The sequence below is a fragment of the Pseudomonas sp. NPDC087690 genome (assembly GCF_044743175.1).
Lineage (GTDB): Bacteria > Pseudomonadota > Gammaproteobacteria > Pseudomonadales > Pseudomonadaceae > Aquipseudomonas.
In genome coordinates this window covers 39,737-56,720 of sequence record NZ_JBIUVX010000034.1, presented here as the reverse complement: position 1 = coordinate 56,720, position 16,984 = coordinate 39,737, and the positions used below count along the sequence as shown (strand labels likewise).

The window sequence follows — 16,984 nt, the reverse complement described above, 5'->3', positions numbered from 1 at the left end:
TACGAGACTGCTGTTTCGCATATCCGGACATAACACCATATCCACTGAAGGTCTTCGCGGGCAAAAAACAAGCCGAGGATTATACCTGAGCTATGACCTCACGCGCCAGTTGAGGTCGGGTTTGATGCGGAAACATTGCGACTAAGAAGGTCGCGCAGTTGATTTTTCTCTTCAATACTCAGTTCGCTTTGACGGGCTTTCCTGAGTAACTGTTCAAGATTTCGCTCGCGTTGGCGGGCTGACAAGCTAGTAATGGTGTCGAAAAACTGTTGTTCAAGGTTATCTCCGTCAATCAACCACTCCTTTTCTGCCAGTGCCTTGAGCAAGCGTCCCTGTTCAGTGCCGTGCCATCGCGCGATCAACTGAAATGAGTTTAGCTTGGGATTCTTCTGTACGGCTTCGAGCAGCGCCACAAGTAGTTGGGCGTTGGTCTGATTTTCGTCGGCAATGTGCCCGGCATCTTCGACGCGCTCGGCCAATTGCGGGTGATGAAGCAGTGTGCGCAGGGCGGTCAAGGTCGGCGACTCGACGCCAATCGGCGTACGTGGGCGTTGCTGGTCGCGATCACCGCCACGCTTGCCGTTCTTGTCCCAGGGCTTCTTGTCCCATTTCTTGCCGCCAGCGCCGGGTTTCTTCGGCGTCCATTCCTGCTGCGGCACATACATGTCCTGTGCCTGCGGCTGATGGTAGTCGCTGTAGTCCGGCATTGCGTCGTAATCGATGCCCGGATCGTAGGCGGGCGGCGCTTCCTGCGGCGCATTTTGTGCCAGCTGACTGACGGTTTCGCTGCTCAGGCCGGTAATTTCGGTCAGGCGCTGACGCATCAGAATGCGCAGGTTGGCGCCCGGCACTTTGTCGATCAACGGTGCCGCGAGGGTGGCCATGTGGGCCTTGCCCTCGAGCGAGCGGGGGTCGGCTTCTTCGGTCAGTTGCTGGAAGAAATAGTCCGCCAGCGGCTGAGCGTGTTGATTGATTCGCGCCTTGAACGCGTCAGTGCCTTCGGCGCGTACCAAGGTGTCCGGGTCTTCGCCTTCGGGCAGAAACAGGAAGCGTGCACGACGCCCGTCCTGCAGGCTCGACAGCGTTGCTTCCAGTGCGCGCCAGGCGGCGTTACGGCCGGCCTGGTCGCCGTCGAAACAGAACAAAACGTTCGGCACGACGCGGAACAGGCGTTTCAAGTGTTCTTCGCTGGTCGCGGTGCCCAGCGTCGCGACGGCATTTTTCAGGCCTTGTTGGGCGAGGGCGATGACGTCCATATAACCTTCGACGACAATGATTTCGTCGAGGTTGCGGTTGTTCTTGCGCGCTTCATAAAGGCCGTAGAGCTCCTGGCCTTTATGGAATACCGGGGTTTCCGGTGAGTTCAGGTACTTCGGCTTGTCGTCGCCGAGTACGCGACCGCCGAAAGCGATGATCCGCCCACGGGTGTCGCGGATCGGGAACATCACGCGATCGCGGAAGCGGTCATAGCGTTTGCCGGTTTCGGCGTTCTCGATCAACAGGCCGGCGTCGATCATGGCTTTTTGCTGCAAAGTGTCGCTGCTCAAGTGCTTGAACAGGTTGTCCCAGCCCGGTGGCGCAAAGCCGAGGCCGAAATCCCGGGCGATCTCGCCGGTCAGGCCGCGGCCTTTGAGGTAATCCACGGCTGCCTTGCGGGCGGGATGGCTCTTGAGCGCCTGCTTGTAAAAATCCGCAGCAGCGGTGAGCAACGGGTATAGCGGCGAATCGGTCGGTTGCCGTGGCTTGCGCTCGCGGCCACTTTCTTCGCGGGGGATTTCCATGCCGGCGGCTTTCGCCAGATCCTCGACAGCCTGGGGGAAATCCAGGTTGTCGTGGTCCATGAGAAAGCCGAGGGCATTGCCGCCGGCGCCGCAGCCGAAGCAGTAATAGAACTGCTTGTCGGGGCTGACGCTGAAGGACGGGGTTTTCTCTTTGTGAAACGGGCAGCAGGCGGTGTAGTTCTTGCCGGCCTTCTTCAATTGCACGCGCGAGCTGACCACGTCGACGATGTCGGTGCGGTTCAGCAGGTCGTCAATGAAGCTCTGGGGTATCAGCCCGGCCATGGCATTCTCGTCGTCTGCGCTGCAATAAGTCCGATGCGAAAGGCTGGCGGACGCGGGTCATTATAGGAAGCACGCAAAATGTGCGGCTCGACCGGTGTCGTCTGCGTAATCGCTGTCGGGAAGTGTATCTGCCGAAAATCCACTGACGTTAGTAACCATCAGTCTTCGACTATTTGAAAGTGTTGCGCTGAATCCGCTGGCGGCCGGTAAAGGGCCTCGGATAGCTCAATAAAGCGGGCACGCATGCAGGTGCCTTGGGCTGATCGTCGTAAGAGGAATCAGTGGGTGTGCTCGTCAGTAGCCTTGAAAGGCTCGTCAGAAAAGACGTGCACCGCTGGCAAAAGAGCCAGGTCTGACGCGTGAAGCAGATTTGTCTCGGTCGCGTGTGCGGCTTCGACGGTGAAGCATCAAGCGTTTTACGCAAATGCCATTAGCCCGGCTGAGAGCCGGGCTTAGGCAAGAAGCTTGCTACGAACGTCTGTGTATTAGTACAGACGAACGGCGCGGCGCTGTTCGCGCTGAACTTTCTTGGCGTGACGCTTAACAGCGGCTGCTGCTTTGCGCTTACGCTCAGAAGTTGGCTTCTCGTAAAATTCGCGGCTACGAACTTCAGCCAGTACACCGGCTTTTTCTCAGGAGCGCTTGAAACGACGCAGAGCTACGTCGAATGGTTCGTTTTCACGTACTTTAATAATTGGCATACGCCATCACCCCTTAGGTGTAGGTTGTGTGGTTCCATCGCTCGGAATGCAAAGCCTCTGATCGAAAACCGCTGGTCGGGGCATCACGCGGCGACTAGAATGCGCGCCTTCGAATTCAGCCTAAACAAGGCGCAAACCCATGCTAGTACTGGGATTAGAAACCTCCTGCGACGAAACCGGCGTCGCATTATATGACAGTGAACGCGGCCTGCTGGCCGACGCACTGTTCAGTCAGATCGACCTGCACCGCGCCTATGGCGGTGTGGTGCCGGAGCTCGCCTCGCGTGACCACGTCAAACGCATGCTGCCCTTGATTCGTCAGGTGTTGGCCGAGGCTGACTGCGTGCCGACCGAGATCGATGCAATCGCCTACACCGCGGGCCCTGGCCTGGTTGGCGCGTTACTGGTTGGTGCTTCCTGCGCTCAGGCGCTGGCGTTTGCCTGGGGTATTCCGGCACTCGGTGTGCACCACATGGAAGGGCATTTGCTCGCGCCGATGCTCGAGCCAAAACCGCCGGAATTCCCGTTCGTCGCTTTGTTGGTCTCCGGTGGTCATACACAGCTGGTTCAGGTCGATGGCATCGGCCAATACAGTCTGCTCGGCGAGACCCTCGACGATGCCGCCGGCGAAGCGTTCGATAAAACCGCGAAGATGATGGGCCTCAATTATCCGGGCGGACCGGAAATCGCCAAGTTGGCGGAGAAGGGCGTTGCAGGACGTTTCACCTTTCCGCGTCCGATGTGCGATCGCCCGGGCCTGCAATTCAGCTTCAGTGGTCTGAAAACCTCTGCGCTCAATGCCTGGCAGCAGTGCGTCAGCGCCGGGGACGACAATGATCAAGCCCGTTGCGACATCGCGCTGGCGTTCCAGCAGGCCGTGGTGGAGACTTTGACCATCAAGTGCAAGCGTGCCCTGAAACAGGCCGGCATGAAGCGTCTGGTGATCGCTGGTGGCGTCAGCGCCAACAAGGCATTGCGGGTGTCGCTGGAGAAAATGCTCGGCGACATGAAGGGCGATGTATTTTATGCGCGTCCGGAGTTCTGCACCGACAACGGCGCGATGATCGCGTTTGCTGGTTGCCAGCGGTTGCAGGCCGGTCAGCAGGAAAGCCTGGCGATCAGCGTGCAGGCGCGCTGGCCGATGGAGCAGTTGTCGGCGTTGTGATGAGCGGCGCTCATGAGCTGTATTTAAAAATGCCGTTCGCGCCCGGCAAACAGGTCGCGTAGATTGCCGCGGTGGCGCCAGACGATCAGCAATGTCAGCGCGCTCATCGGCAACAGCGCCTCCGGTTCCTGCCAGGCGAGCAACGGCAGGGTCAGCGGCGTGGCGATCAGCGCCGCCAGTGAGCTGGTGCGGGTCAGGTAGAACGTCAGCAGCCAGGCGCAAACCGCCAGCAGCGCGGCGGGGGGATACAGGCCCAGCAGCATGCCGGCAGCGGTGGCGACGCCTTTGCCGCCACGAAAGCGAAAGTACAGCGGGAACAGGTGACCGATCACGGCGCACACGCCAATCCACGCCTGATCCTGCAGCGAAAGACCGACAGCCGAGGCGATCAGCACCGGCACCAGGCCTTTGCACAGATCACCCAGCAGGGTCAGGATCGCCAGTTTGCGACCGGCCAGGCGCAGCATGTTGGTGGCGCCGGCATTGCCCGAGCCACTCATTCGCGGATCCGGATTTCCGGTCAGGCGGCTGAGCAAAATGGCGAAGGACAGCGAGCCGAGCAGGTAGGCGAGAGTCGCCAGTAACCAAAACATGCTAACTATTCCGGGCGAGGACGCCCTGATTCTAACGGCGCATTGCGCCCTTGTCGTGCAGTGGAGAGAAGTGCTTGGACAGAGTGTTTATCGAGGGCCTGGAAGTCGACACTGTGATCGGTGCCTACGACTGGGAGCGCGGCATTCGACAGTGCTTGCGTCTTGATCTGAGCTTCGCTTGGGACAATCGCCCGGCCGCCGCCGGTGACGACCTGACCCTGGCGCTCGATTACGCCAGTGTTTCCACGCGGATTCAGGCTTTTGCCGAGCAAGCTCAGTTTCAGCTGGTCGAGACCTTCGCCGAGCGTTTGGTCGAAGTGCTGATGAGCGAATTCAAGATCACGTGGGTACGCCTGAAGCTGACCAAGCCCGGCGCCGTTCCAGCCGCCAAGGGTGGCGTGGGTGTGGAGATCGAGCGCGGATGTCGCTGACTCAGGTCTATCTCGGGCTCGGTAGTAATATCGAGCGCGAAACCCATTTGTGTGCAGGTCTCGATGCATTGGCGACGTTTCTGGTGGATATCCGCTGTTCGGCGGTGTTCGAGAGCGCGGCGGTGGGGATCAAGAGCGGGCCGTTCTTCAACTTCGTGGTGTCGGCGTATACCGATCTGCCGTTGATGGAGCTGGATCGGCGCTTGAAATTCATCGAGGCGGATAACGGACGTTACGCGCCGGATCGCAAGGGCCTGCCCCTGGATATCGACGTGCTGTTGTATGGTGATCAGGTGGGGAATTTCGACGGTCTGGTTTTGCCGCGGGCGGAAATTCTGAAAAATGCTTTTGTGTTGTGGCCGTTGTCGCTGATTGCGCCGGATCGCGTGCATCCGGGTGTGGGAAAAAGCTTCGCGACGTTGTGGGCAGAGGCGCAGATTGATCAGGTGCTGGCGCCGGTCCGGTTTGAGTGGCGCGGCAAGCAGCTCACGCCTGAGGACCTTTAAAAGCAAAAGATCGCAGCCTGCGGCAGCTCCTACATGGAAATCCAAATCTCTCTGTAGGAGCTGCCGAAGGCTGCGATCTTTTGATCTTGCTTCAAGCGTTGTCTTTGTACACTTTCAATGCCTTGAGCCGCTCACGCTTCAGCGCTTCGCCCAACTCAGGGCCCTTGAATCCCTTCTCCAGCAACGGCTGCACCGCGACCTCTCGCGCTGCCTTGGCCGCGCCACGCAAATAATCCGCCTGTGGATAACTTCTCTGCTCCAGCCCTTTACGGCCTCGGGCGTCCATTTCGCAGGCAGCGATAAACTCTTCAAACCTTTGCGGCCGGCGATACACGTCAAAGCTCTGCAACAACTCCAGTAGCGTAGATGCCTTCAACTCCAGGGCCCGGTGGCCATGGGTGTGGTACTTGCCAACCAGCAAGGCCAATTCCTGGCAATCCTTCGGCGCCTTGAAGCGTTCGTTGACCGCTTTGATCAGCTTCAACCCGGTGTGCTCATGGGCTATATGCCGAGGCCACTGTTCTTCCGGGGTCAGGCCTTTGCCAAGGTCATGCAGCAGACAAGCCCAGCGCACGGTCAGCGGTTGTTTGTGCAGCGCCGACTGCTCCAGCACGCTGAGTGTGTGCAGGCCGGTATCGATTTCCGGATGATGCGCTTCCGGTTGCGGCACGCCAAACAGCGCATCCACTTCCGGCATCAGCACTTTTAGCGCACCGCAGTCGCGCAGAACCTGAATGAACACCTGTGGCTGATCTTCCATCAGTGCGCGGGAGATTTCTTTCCAGCTGCGCTCAGCGGTCAATGCTTCCAGTTCGCCGGATTCGCTGAGTTGGCGCATCAGTTCGAGGGTTTCCGGTGCGACAGTAAAACCCAGCCCGGCATAGCGCGCGGCGAAGCGGGCAACACGCAGAACGCGGAGGGGATCTTCGGCAAACGCCGGGGAAACGTGGCGCAGGATTCGAGCTTCAAGATCGCGCTGGCCATCGTATGGATCGGTGAGATTCTGCTGATCGTCCTCGGCCATGGCATTGATGGTCAGATCCCGACGAATCAGATCTTCTTCAAGAGTTACTTCGGGGCTGGCGTGAAAGGTGAAGCCGCCATAACCGCGACCGCTTTTGCGTTCGGTGCGGGCGAGGGCGTATTCCTCACCGCTTTTCGGGTGAAGAAAAACCGGGAAATCCGCACCGACCGGGCGATAGCCCTTGGCGAGCATTTCTTGCGTGGTGGCGCCGACCACGACCCAATCGATGTCCGTGACCGGTTTGCCCAGCAAGCGATCACGTACGGCACCGCCAACCTTGAAAATCTGCATAAAAAACCTCCGTTAGCCCGACAGGATAACCCTTGCGCCGGACTTGCGGAGGCTAGAACCGTTTCAAAGATGAATGACGGCGAGGTCGAGCCGACCGTAATCCCCTTCGCTGTGTTCACTGCGTGGCGGAACGTGATGGGTTTTCATGATCTGGTCGCCTTGCAGGGTTTCCAGGTGGATATCGAAGCCCCATAAGCGATGCAGATGTTTAAGCACCTCGTCAGTGGAATCTCCCAGCGGTTTGCGATCGTGTTGCTGGTGACGCAAGGTCAGCGAGCGATCGCCGCGCCGATCGATGCTGTAGATCTGTACGTTCGGTTCGCGGTTGCCGAGGTTGTACTGTGCCGCCAGGGTTTCGCGGATGATTCGATAGCCGGGTTCGTCATGGATCGCCGGCACCAACAAGTCATCCTTTTGATCGTCATCCATAATGCTGAACAGCTTCAGATCACGGATTACCTTGGGTGACAGGTACTGCAGGATGAAGCTCTCATCCTTGAAGCTGCTCATGGCGAACTTGATGGTCGATAGCCAGTCCGTTCCGGCGATCTCCGGGAACCAGTGACGATCTTCCTCGGTAGGTTCTTCGCACATGCGCCGAATGTCGCGGTACATGGCAAAACCCAGTGCATAGGGGTTGATGCCGCTGTAGTACGGACTGTCGAAGCCAGGCTGGAACACCACGCTGGTGTGTGACGTCAGAAACTCCATCATGAAGCCGTCAGTGACCAGGCCTTCGTCGTACAGGTCGTTCATCAGGGTGTAGTGCCAGAACGTCGCCCAGCCCTCGTTCATCACCTGGGTCTGACGCTGTGGGTAAAAGTACTGGGCGATCTTGCGCACGATGCGCACGATCTCGCGCTGCCAAGGCTCCAGCAACGGCGCGTGCTTCTCGATGAAATAGAGGATGTTTTCCTGCGGCTCTGCCGGGAAACGTGCGTTGTCCTTGTCGCTGTATTTGTCCGCGCCTTTGGGAATGGTGCGCCACAGATCATTGATCTGCTTCTGCATGTGTTCTTCACGATCCTTCTGCCGCCGCCGTTCCTCCTCGGCGGAAATCGGATACGGGCGTTTGTAACGGTCGACGCCGTAGTTCATCAGTGCATGGCAGGAGTCGAGCAAGTCCTCCACGGCATCGATGCCGTGGCGTTCCTCGCACTGCATGATGTACTGCTTGGCGAACACCAGGTAGTCGATGATCGAACTGGCATCCGTCCAGGTGCGGAACAGGTAATTACCCTTGAAGAAGCTGTTGTGGCCATAGCAGGCGTGAGCCACCACCAGCGCCTGCATGCAGATGGTGTTTTCTTCCATCAGATAGGCGATGCACGGGTCGGAGTTGATCACGATCTCGTAGGCCAGGCCCATTTGTCCGCGACTGTAGGATTTTTCGGTGCTGAGGAAGTGTTTGCCGTAGGACCAGTGGTGATAACCCAGCGGCATGCCCACCGACGCATAGGCGTCCATCATCTGCTCGGCGGTGATCACTTCGATCTGGTTGGGATAGGTGTCCAGCGCATAGCCGGCCGCGATACGGGCGATTTCGCGGTCGTAGGTCTGGATCAGCTCGAATGTCCATTCGGAGCCGGTGGAAATGGGTTGGCGCTTCTGCTCTTTGGCGGTCATGTCACTAACCTGCGCTGGAAGAGTTCACGGAAGACCGGATAGATATCCCCGGCCGAGACCAGTTGCTGCTGGGCAAATGTGTCAGAAAAGGCTTCGGCGATGCGTTCGTACTCGTACCACAAGGCCTGATGTTCACGCGGGGTGATCTCCACGTAAGTGTAGTACTGCACAAACGGCATGATCTGGTTGATCAGGATGTCACGGCAGATCGGCGAGTCGTCGTTCCAGTTGTCACCGTCGGAGGCCTGAGCCGCGTAGATGTTCCACTCGTTACTCGGATAACGCTCGGCCATGATCTCCTGCATCAGCTTCAGCGCGCTGGAGACGATGGTGCCGCCGGTTTCCCGCGAATAGAAAAACTCCTCTTCGTCGACTTCCCGGGCGCTGGTGTGGTGGCGGATGAATACCACGTCGATCTTGTCGTAGTTCCGTTTCAGGAACAGGTACAACAGGATGAAAAAGCGTTTGGCAATGTCCTTGGTCGCCTGGGTCATGGACCCGGAAACGTCCATCAGGCAGAACATCACGGCTTTCGAGCTCGGGTTCGGTTGTTTGATCAGCAAGTTGTATTTCAGGTCGAACGTATCGAGGAACGGCACGCGATGGATGCGCGCGCTAAGTTTTTCGATTTCCGCCTCGAGTTCCTGAATATCGCCGAAATTGTCCGGCTCTTCGCGTCTTAGTCGCTCAAGTTCTTCTTTGACTTCGCGTAGCTTCGCCCGGCTGCTGCCGGACAGGGCAATGCGCCGTGCATGGGCGGAACGCAGGGTGCGGATGATGTTGATCCGGGACGGGTTGCCTTCGTTACTGATCCCGGCGCGCACAGTTTTGAAGGTGTCGGTACCGCTCAGGTTGCGTTTGACCAGGTTCGGCAGTTCGAGGTCTTCGAACATGAATTCGAGGAATTCTTCCTGGGTGATCTGGAAGACGAACTCGTCCATGCCCTCGCCGGAGTTGCCGGCCTTGCCCGGACCGCGTCCGCCGCCACCGCCCGGTGGTCGGGCAATATGCTCGCCGGCGGTGAATTCCTTGTTGCCGGGGTGAACCACGGTCTGCTTGCCGCCGCGGCCGTGGTGAAGCACCGGTTCGTCGATGTCGCGACCGGGAATGCTGATCTGCTCGCCGTGTTCCATATCGGTAATGGAACGGCGGCTGACGGCCTCTTCGACAGCCTTTTTGATGTGATCACGGTAACGCCGCAGGAAACGCTGGCGATTCACCGTGCTCTTGTTCTTGCCATTCAGACGTCGGTCGATCACATAACTCATAGGAAGCCCTCCGGGCAGCTTCAAGTTGTGAGCTTCAAGCTGCAAGAAAAAGCAGGTTCCCGGGCATCAGTGGGTTACGCGCTTTGTTCTTGCAGCTCGTAGCTAGAAGCTTGCAGCTGCTTCACTGCGACTTCCGTACCCGCAGGTACCATTCGGAAAGAAGCCGTACCTGTTTGTCGGTGTAGCCGCGTTCGACCATTCGAGTGACGAAGTCGTTGTGCTTCTGTTGGTCCTCCTTGCTGGCCTTGGCGTTGAAGCTGATGACCGGCAGCAGATCCTCGGTGTTGGAGAACATTTTCTTCTCGATGACCACGCGCAGTTTTTCGTAGCTGAGCCAGGTCGGGTTCTTGCCGTTGTTGTTGGCCCGGGCGCGCAGGACGAAGTTGACGATCTCGTTGCGGAAATCCTTCGGATTGCTGATACCGGCCGGTTTCTCGATTTTTTCCAGTTCTTCATTCAACGCGACGCGGTTGAGGATCTCGCCGGTTTCCGGATCGCGGTATTCCTGATCCTGAATCCAGAAGTCCGCGTAAAGCACGTAGCGGTCGAAGATGTTCTGGCCGTATTCGCTGTAAGACTCGAGATAAGCGGTCTGGATCTCCTTGCCGATGAATTCGATATAACGCGGTGCCAGGTATTCCTTCAGGTAGCGCAGGTAGCGCTCGCGGGTTTCGGCCTGGAACTGTTCCTGTTCGATCTGCTGTTCCAGCACATAGAGCAGGTGCACCGGGTTGGCGGCGATTTCATGCGGATCGAAGTTGAAGACCTTGGAGAGGATCTTGAACGCGAAGCGGGTTGACAGACCGTTCATGCCTTCGTCAACACCTGCCGAGTCGCGGTATTCCTGGATCGACTTGGCCTTCGGATCGGTGTCCTTGAGGTTCTCACCGTCGTAGACGCGCATTTTTGAATAGATGTTGGAGTTTTCCGGCTCCTTGAGGCGTGACAGCACGGTGAACTGCGCGAGCATCTTCAGGGTGTCGGGCGCGCAATGGGCCTTGGCCAGAGAACTGTTGAACAACAGTTTGTCGTAGATCTTCACTTCGTCGCTGACGCGCAGGCAATACGGTACTTTGACGATGTAGATCCGGTCGATGAACGCTTCGTTGTTCTTGTTGTTGCGGAAGGTGTGCCATTCCGATTCGTTGGAGTGAGCGAGCAGAATCCCGGTGAACGGAATCGCGCCGAGGCCTTCGGTACTGTTGTAGTTGCCTTCCTGTGTCGCGGTCAGCAACGGGTGCAGCACCTTGATCGGTGCCTTGAACATTTCGACAAATTCCATCAGGCCCTGGTTGGCCCGGCACAGCGCACCGGAATAGCTGTAGGCGTCGGCGTCGTTCTGTGGGTATTCCTCGAGTTTGCGGATATCGACCTTGCCCACCAGCGCCGAGATGTCCTGATTGTTCTCGTCGCCCGGTTCGGTCTTGGCCACGGCGATCTGGTTAAGGATCGACGGGTACAGCTTGACCACGCGGAACTGGCTGATGTCGCCGCCGAATTCGGCCAGGCGTTTGGTCGCCCATGGCGACATGATGGTGTTCAGGTAGCGCCGCGGGATACCGAAGTCTTCTTCGAGGATCGCGCCATCTTCGGTGGCGTTGAACAGACCCAGCGGCGACTCGAATACAGGTGAGCCCTTGATCGCGTAGAAGGGCACTTTCTCGATCAACTGTTTCAGCTTCTCGGCCAGGGACGATTTACCGCCGCCGACAGGGCCGAGCAGATAGAGGATCTGTTTCTTCTCTTCCAGGCCTTGGGCGGCGTGGCGGAAATACGAGACGATCTGGTCGATGCATTCTTCCATCCCGTGGAAGTCTTCAAAGGCCGGATAGCGACGGATCACCTTGTTGGAGAAGATGCGTGACAGCCTCGAATTGGTCGAGGTGTCGAGCAGTTCCGGCTCGCCGATGGCCAGCAATAGACGCTCGGCGGCGGAAACGTAGGCGCTACGGTCTTTCTTGCACAGCTCCAGGTACTCTTGCAGCGAGAGTTCTTCCTGGCGTGTGGACTCGAAGCGTTGTTGGAAGTGGCTAAAGATACTCATGACGTCACCTCGCTCGATACGTGGAGCCGACGCCGGATCACTCAGTCGATGCTGGCAAACAACCGTTTTGGCGGCTGTTTGTTTACCCCCCAGAACACTTCCACGATCGACAATCGTGAAAGTCACTCCCGATGACCCGTGCGCCGGTGTACCGGCTCTCCCCTGATTTGGATGGCCTGGGCTTAAGGATAGTTGGGAATTCGGGAGGTAAAGGCGAGATACGTAATTAGTTGTGGCAAGACCGTTCGTCTGCCAGCGCAGGCCCACGGCAGCCGGGGCCTGCGCGTTGCAAAAAAATTATTCGGCGGTGCCTTGCGCGGTTTCCGCAGGATACGTCGTACGCCACAGCTCAAAGCCGCCGTCCATGCTGTAGACGTCGGAAAAGCCTTGGCTGATCAAGTAGGCCGCAGCGCCCTGGCTGGAATTACCGTGATAGCAGACGACCACGGTCGGGGCGTCGAGGTCAGCGCCTTGAATGAAGGCGTGCAGCGAGTGATTGTCCAGATGCTTCGAGCCACTGATGTGTAGCGCTGCAAAAGTTGCCGGATCACGGACGTCGACGACGACCGCGCCTTGTTCACGCAGGGCCTGGGCCTGTTCCGGGGGGATTCGTTTGAATTCGCTCATGACGGGTTCCTGTTGCTCGGCTGAAAGCGCAGTCTAACGCGGTGCGCTGACTGGCGAAGATTCGGGGATAAGTGGTGCGACGGTCTGAGCTAGACCGCCGTGTTCGTCGCATTTGCACGACAGGCGTTCGCCGCTGTCGACGTTCATCAGGGTCAGGCTGCCGCCCCAGACACAACCGGTGTCCAGCGCCGAGATGCCAGGCTCATGGATATTGCCTTCAAGGGCCGCCCAGTGGCCGAAGATGATCCTCAGGCCCTTGGTCTTGCGCTCCTTGTGCTGGAACCACGGTTTGTAACCCGCTGGCGCGGTGTCGAGGCCTTCCTTGCTCTTGAGGTCGAGCTTGCCCTCGGTGGTGCAGAAGCGCATGCGCGTGAAATAGTTGGTGATGACGCGCAAGCGGGTCACACCTTTGAGGTCGTTGTCCCATTTCGCTGGATCGTTGCCGTACATGCCGTCGAGGTAAGCGGGGAACAGATTATCGTCACGCAGGGCGCTTTCGACTTCGGCGGCGCACTTCAGCGCGCGGTTCAGCGACCATTGCGGCGGAATGCCGGCATGCACCATGGCGACATCGCGAGTCTCGTCGTAATGCATCAGCTTTTGCTGGCGTAACCACTCAAGCAACTCGGCGCTGTCCGGTGCCTCGAGAATCTCGCGCAAGGTGTCCGACTTCTTCAGGCGCTCGATGTTTTTCGCCGCCGCCAGCAGATGCAGGTCATGGTTGCCGAGCACGCAGACCAGCGACTCACGCATGCCATAGAGAAAACGCAGGGTTTCCAGCGATTGCGGGCCACGGTTGACCAGATCGCCGACCAGCCACAGACGATCAAGCTTGGGGTCGAACGCCACCTGCCTGAGCAGGCATTTCAGCGGTTCGAGGCAGCCCTGCAGGTCGCCGACAGCATACGTCGCCATCAGTGCAAGGCTCCGGGCACCGCCAGACGGAAAGGTTTGATGATGGCGTCGAAATGCTTGCCGTCGTCGGCGACCATTTCGTAGGTGCCCTGCATGGTGCCGACCTTGGTGGTCATCACCGTGCCGCTGCTGTAGGTATGGCTCTGGCCCGCATCGATCAGCGGTTGCTGGCCGACGACACCGGCGCCGCGCACCTCTTCGACGTGGCCGTCACCATCGGTGATCACCCAATGTCGCGACATCAGGCGCGCGGGCTGCTCGCCATTGTTCTGCACGGTGATGGTGTAGGCGAAGGCGAAGCGGTCGTGCTCGGGTTGCGATTGGTCTGCCAGATAGCGGGTAACGACACTGACATCGACCTGGTAACGGGAATCGGACATGCAAGGGGCCTTAAACGAAGCGGAACGCGGGGCGTAGCTGATGGGGAATCAGTCTAGGCAAGTATCGGGCAGTAAACCAGAGTGGCGTCCTGCCCGATAGCGCTCATCGCTTGTCAGTCGGCGGCGGGGGAGGCCGGAACCTGTATGGCGAGTTGGTCAGCCAAGCGTACGAACGCGGCCAGGTCCAGTTGCTCCGGACGCAGGCTGCCATCGACACCAGCGGCTTCGATCTCGGCATTGCTGAGCAATTGCTTGAGGGTGTTGCGCAGGGTCTTGCGGCGCTGGTTGAACGCTTCGCGCACAACGCGCTCCAGCAACTTGTGATCCTTGGCCGGGTGCGGCAGTACGGCGTGCGGCACCAGGCGAACGATCGCCGAGTCGACTTTCGGCGGCGGGTTGAACGCGCCGGGGCCGACATTGAACAGATGTTCCACGCGGCAGTGGTACTGAACCATGATCGACAGACGACCCCAGTCACCACCGCCCGGGCCAGCAGCGAGGCGTTCGACCACTTCTTTCTGCAGCATGAAGTGCATGTCGCGAATGATGCCGGCGTTGTTCAGCAGGTGAAAAATCAGCGGCGTCGAGATGTTGTAAGGCAGGTTGCCGACCACACGCAGGCTGTTCGGCGCGGCATTGAGCGTGTTGAAGTCGAACTTCAGCGCATCGCCCTGATGCAGGTTGAAGTTGCTCTTGCCGGCAAACTGCTGATTGAGGATCGGGATCAGATCCTTGTCCAGTTCCACCACGTCCAGTTGCGCGCCGGAGTTGAGCAAACCGGCAGTCAGTGCGCCCTGGCCCGGGCCGATTTCCAGCAGGCGGTCTCCAGACTTGGCACTGATGGAGCGCAGGATGCGATCGATGACGCCGGCATCGTGCAGGAAGTTCTGGCCAAAGCGTTTGCGCGCCTTGTGTTGGTATTGCTCGGTCATAAACGGGTCTCGGCCATCTGGTAGGCGGTTTCCAGGGCGACTTGCAGGCTGCCGGTGTCGATCTTGCCGCTGCCGGCCAGGTCCAGGGCGGTGCCATGGTCGACCGACGTGCGGATGATTGGCAAACCCAGGGTCACGTTGACGGCAGCGCCGAAGCCTTTGTACTTGAGCACAGGCAAGCCCTGGTCGTGGTACATCGCCAGCACTGCGTCGCAGTGCTCCAGATATTTGGGGGTAAACAGAGTGTCGGCGGGCAGCGGGCCACGAAGGTCCATGCCCTCGCTGCGCAGGCGCTCTAAGGTGGGTTCGATGATGTCGATTTCTTCATGGCCCAGATGTCCGCCTTCACCCGCGTGCGGGTTGAGCCCGCAGACGAGGATGCGTGGCCGGGCGATGCCGAATTTGTTTTGCAGTTCGCTGTGCAGAATCCGCGTGACCCGCTCCAGGCGCTCTGGCGTGATCGCATCGGCGATGTCACGCAGGGGCAGGTGAGTGGTGACCAGTGCAACGCGCAAACCGCGTGTCGCCAGCATCATCACGACTTGAGCGGTGTGGGTCAGTTCAGCGAGAAATTCCGTGTGCCCGGAGAACGCGATGCCCGATTCGTTGATCACGCCCTTGTGCACAGGCGCAGTGATCATCCCGGCGAAGTCGCCGTTGAGGCAGCCATTGCCGGCGCGGGTCAGGGTTTCGAGGACGAACGCGGCGTTGGCCTTGTCCAGTTGCCCGGCAACCACGGGGGCGCTGAGCGGTGTATCCCAGACGTACAGGCTGTTCGCAGGCGCCGGGGCTTTCGGCCAGTGATCAGGGCCGACCTCCAGCAAGTTGACGGCCAGCCCCAGCTGCGCGGCCCGCTCTTTGAGCAGGTCGCGGCTGGTAATGGCAATCAGGGGATGTGGCTGGGCTTGCGAGGCGAGCAGCAGGCACAGGTCGGGACCGATGCCGGCTGGTTCGCCGGGTGTCAGCGCGAAACGCTGGGGTTTCACTGCGCTGCCTGGTCTGCACCAGGGAGTTTGATCTCTACGTACGCTTCGTCACGGATCTGACGCAGCCAGGTTTGCAGCTCTTCGTCGTATTTGCGGTTACGCAGTACGGTCATGGCTTGCTGCTCGCGGGCTTGTTCAGTGCTGTCGGTGGCGCGGCGGCCAAGGACTTCCAGAACGTGCCAGCCGTATTGGGTCTGGAATGGCTTGGACAGCTGACCTTGTGGGGTCTTGGCCATCACTTCGCGGAATTCCGGCACCAGTGCGTTCGGATCGATCCAGTTCAGGTCACCGCCGTTGAGGGCCGAACCCGGGTCTTCGGAGTAGTTCTTCGCCAGTTCGGCGAAATCTTCACCGGCCAGGATGCGCTCGTACAGCGATTGCACCAGCGCCTGAGTCTTGGCTTCGTCACGGATCGGACTTGGTTTGACGAGGATGTGGCGGACATGCACTTCGTCACGCATCTGCGCTTCGCCACCACGTTTGGCCAGCAGCTTCAGGATGATGAAACCACCTGGAGTGCGTGCAGGCTGAGTGATGTCGCCAACCGCCATGCTGCTCAGCTCGCGATCGAACGGCGGTGGCAGTTGCGCGGCTTTACGCCAGCCCATGTCGCCGCCTTCCAGAGCGTTGTCGCTGCCGGACTTGGCAACGGCCATTTGACCGAAGTCGGCGCCTTGCTTGAGTTGCTGGTAAACCTCCATGGCCTGACGGGCAGCGCTCTGAATGGCGTCAGAGTTGGCGCTTTCCGGCGTCGGGATCAGGATGTTGGCCAGGTGCAGCTCTTCGGACAGTTGCATCTTGCCGAGGTCGGAGGCGAGGAAGTTTTTCACTTCCTGCTCGGAAACCTGAATGCGTTCTGCCACACGACGCTGACGCACACGGCTGATGACCATTTCGCGTTTGATCTGGTCACGAGCGTCGTCATAAGACAGACCATCGCGAGCCAGAGCGACGCGGAATTGATCCACTGTCATGTTATTGCGCTGGGCAATCGTACCGACAGCCTGGTTCAGCTCTTCATCGGTGATACGGATGCCGGAACGTTCGCCGATCTGCAATTGCAGGTTCTCGACGATCAGGCGCTCAAGCACCTGTTGATCCAGCACGCCTGGCGGTGGCAAACCACCCCCACGCTTGGCGATGGTCTGCTGAACTTCGTGGACGCGCTGGTCCAGTTGGCTCTGCATGACCACGTCGTTATCGACGATCGCTACCACTTTATCGATGGACTGTACGGCGGCGTTGGCCGCCGTACCCAGGAACAGCGCGCCCAGCATCAGCGGGCGCAGACAATCAGAAAGCTTGGTCTTCACGTTGACGATAACCTTGGATGCCTTTGTCGAGGAAGCTCTCTAACTTGGCGCCGGTAAGGCAGCCGAGTCCCTTCATAACAATGTGGATGAAGACGCCGTGGTCGCCTTTTTCGTTTTTA

The 16,984-nt window shown here is 59.0% G+C and carries 16 protein-coding genes and 1 pseudogene; 3 read left to right on the top strand and 14 right to left on the bottom strand.

Annotated features, from left to right (window positions below; all coding sequences use genetic code 11):
- Positions 1-98: 98 nt before the first annotated feature.
- Together dnaG and rpsU are read right to left on the bottom strand one after the other, a co-directional pair.
- Entirely contained in the window at positions 99-2,063 is a 1,965-nt protein-coding gene (gene dnaG / locus ACIPIZ_RS23495; RefSeq protein WP_064390792.1) for a DNA primase, read from the bottom strand.
- A gap of 485 nt (positions 2,064-2,548) precedes the next feature.
- Positions 2,549-2,764: pseudogene (gene rpsU / locus ACIPIZ_RS23490) on the bottom strand (30S ribosomal protein S21).
- Between the two features lie 139 nt (positions 2,765-2,903).
- Between rpsU and tsaD the strand changes: the two are divergent.
- Positions 2,904-3,929, top strand: coding sequence for a tRNA (adenosine(37)-N6)-threonylcarbamoyltransferase complex transferase subunit TsaD (gene tsaD / locus ACIPIZ_RS23485; protein ID WP_064390791.1), 1,026 nt, complete (start codon positions 2,904-2,906; stop codon positions 3,927-3,929).
- 23 nt (positions 3,930-3,952) lie between these two features.
- Here the strand turns inward: tsaD and plsY are convergent, their stop codons facing one another.
- Complete coding sequence (gene plsY / locus ACIPIZ_RS23480) at positions 3,953-4,522, bottom strand: glycerol-3-phosphate 1-O-acyltransferase PlsY (protein ID WP_064390790.1); 570 nt, start codon at positions 4,520-4,522, stop codon at positions 3,953-3,955.
- A gap of 74 nt (positions 4,523-4,596) precedes the next feature.
- Between plsY and folB the strand changes: the two genes are divergently transcribed.
- Positions 4,597-4,953: a dihydroneopterin aldolase gene (gene folB / locus ACIPIZ_RS23475; protein WP_064390789.1), complete on the top strand. Its 357-nt coding sequence runs from the start codon at positions 4,597-4,599 to the stop codon at positions 4,951-4,953.
- A complete protein-coding gene (folK, locus tag ACIPIZ_RS23470; protein WP_105709367.1) occupies positions 4,944-5,459 on the top strand; it encodes a 2-amino-4-hydroxy-6-hydroxymethyldihydropteridine diphosphokinase in 516 nt (171 codons plus the stop codon). The genes folB and folK overlap by 10 nt, the downstream gene beginning before the upstream one ends.
- Before the next feature lie 91 nt (positions 5,460-5,550).
- Here the strand turns inward: folK and ACIPIZ_RS23465 are convergent, their stop codons facing one another.
- From ACIPIZ_RS23465 to ACIPIZ_RS23415, 11 genes are all read right to left on the bottom strand, one after another.
- Positions 5,551-6,774, bottom strand: a complete 1,224-nt coding sequence (locus tag ACIPIZ_RS23465) for a multifunctional CCA addition/repair protein (RefSeq protein WP_122660109.1) — start codon at positions 6,772-6,774, stop codon at positions 5,551-5,553.
- Positions 6,775-6,837: 63 nt separating this feature from the next.
- The gene (locus tag ACIPIZ_RS23460; RefSeq protein ID WP_064390786.1) at positions 6,838-8,400 is read right to left on the bottom strand and encodes a SpoVR family protein; all 1,563 of its coding nucleotides are present in this window, start codon (positions 8,398-8,400) and stop codon (positions 6,838-6,840) included.
- Positions 8,397-9,668, bottom strand: a complete 1,272-nt coding sequence (locus ACIPIZ_RS23455; RefSeq protein ID WP_007910114.1) for a YeaH/YhbH family protein — start codon at positions 9,666-9,668, stop codon at positions 8,397-8,399. The genes ACIPIZ_RS23460 and ACIPIZ_RS23455 overlap by 4 nt, the downstream gene beginning before the upstream one ends.
- Before the next feature lie 121 nt (positions 9,669-9,789).
- Complete coding sequence (locus tag ACIPIZ_RS23450; RefSeq protein ID WP_007910115.1) at positions 9,790-11,712, bottom strand: PrkA family serine protein kinase; 1,923 nt, start codon at positions 11,710-11,712, stop codon at positions 9,790-9,792.
- 297 nt (positions 11,713-12,009) lie between these two features.
- Positions 12,010-12,339: a thiosulfate sulfurtransferase GlpE gene (gene glpE, locus ACIPIZ_RS23445; protein ID WP_016983139.1), complete on the bottom strand. Its 330-nt coding sequence runs from the start codon at positions 12,337-12,339 to the stop codon at positions 12,010-12,012.
- A 33-nt stretch (positions 12,340-12,372) separates the two neighbouring features.
- On the bottom strand, positions 12,373-13,254 hold the full coding sequence (locus ACIPIZ_RS23440; protein ID WP_105709369.1) for a symmetrical bis(5'-nucleosyl)-tetraphosphatase: 882 nt from the start codon (positions 13,252-13,254) through the stop codon (positions 12,373-12,375).
- A complete protein-coding gene (apaG, locus tag ACIPIZ_RS23435; RefSeq protein WP_007910127.1) occupies positions 13,254-13,634 on the bottom strand; it encodes a Co2+/Mg2+ efflux protein ApaG in 381 nt (126 codons plus the stop codon). The genes ACIPIZ_RS23440 and apaG overlap by 1 nt, the downstream gene beginning before the upstream one ends.
- 113 nt (positions 13,635-13,747) lie before the next feature.
- A complete protein-coding gene (gene rsmA / locus ACIPIZ_RS23430) occupies positions 13,748-14,566 on the bottom strand; it encodes a 16S rRNA (adenine(1518)-N(6)/adenine(1519)-N(6))-dimethyltransferase RsmA (protein WP_064390784.1) in 819 nt (272 codons plus the stop codon).
- Entirely contained in the window at positions 14,563-15,552 is a 990-nt protein-coding gene (pdxA, locus tag ACIPIZ_RS23425) for a 4-hydroxythreonine-4-phosphate dehydrogenase PdxA (RefSeq protein WP_150647673.1), read from the bottom strand. The genes rsmA and pdxA overlap by 4 nt, the downstream gene beginning before the upstream one ends.
- Positions 15,549-16,865 carry a peptidylprolyl isomerase SurA gene (gene surA / locus ACIPIZ_RS23420; protein ID WP_401167722.1) on the bottom strand — a complete coding sequence of 439 codons (1,317 nt, stop codon included), beginning with the start codon at positions 16,863-16,865 and terminating at the stop codon, positions 15,549-15,551. The genes pdxA and surA overlap by 4 nt, the downstream gene beginning before the upstream one ends.
- The coding region (locus tag ACIPIZ_RS23415; protein WP_401167730.1) for a hypothetical protein at positions 16,846-16,984 on the bottom strand (139 nt) is incomplete at its 5' end. The genes surA and ACIPIZ_RS23415, both read right to left, overlap by 20 nt.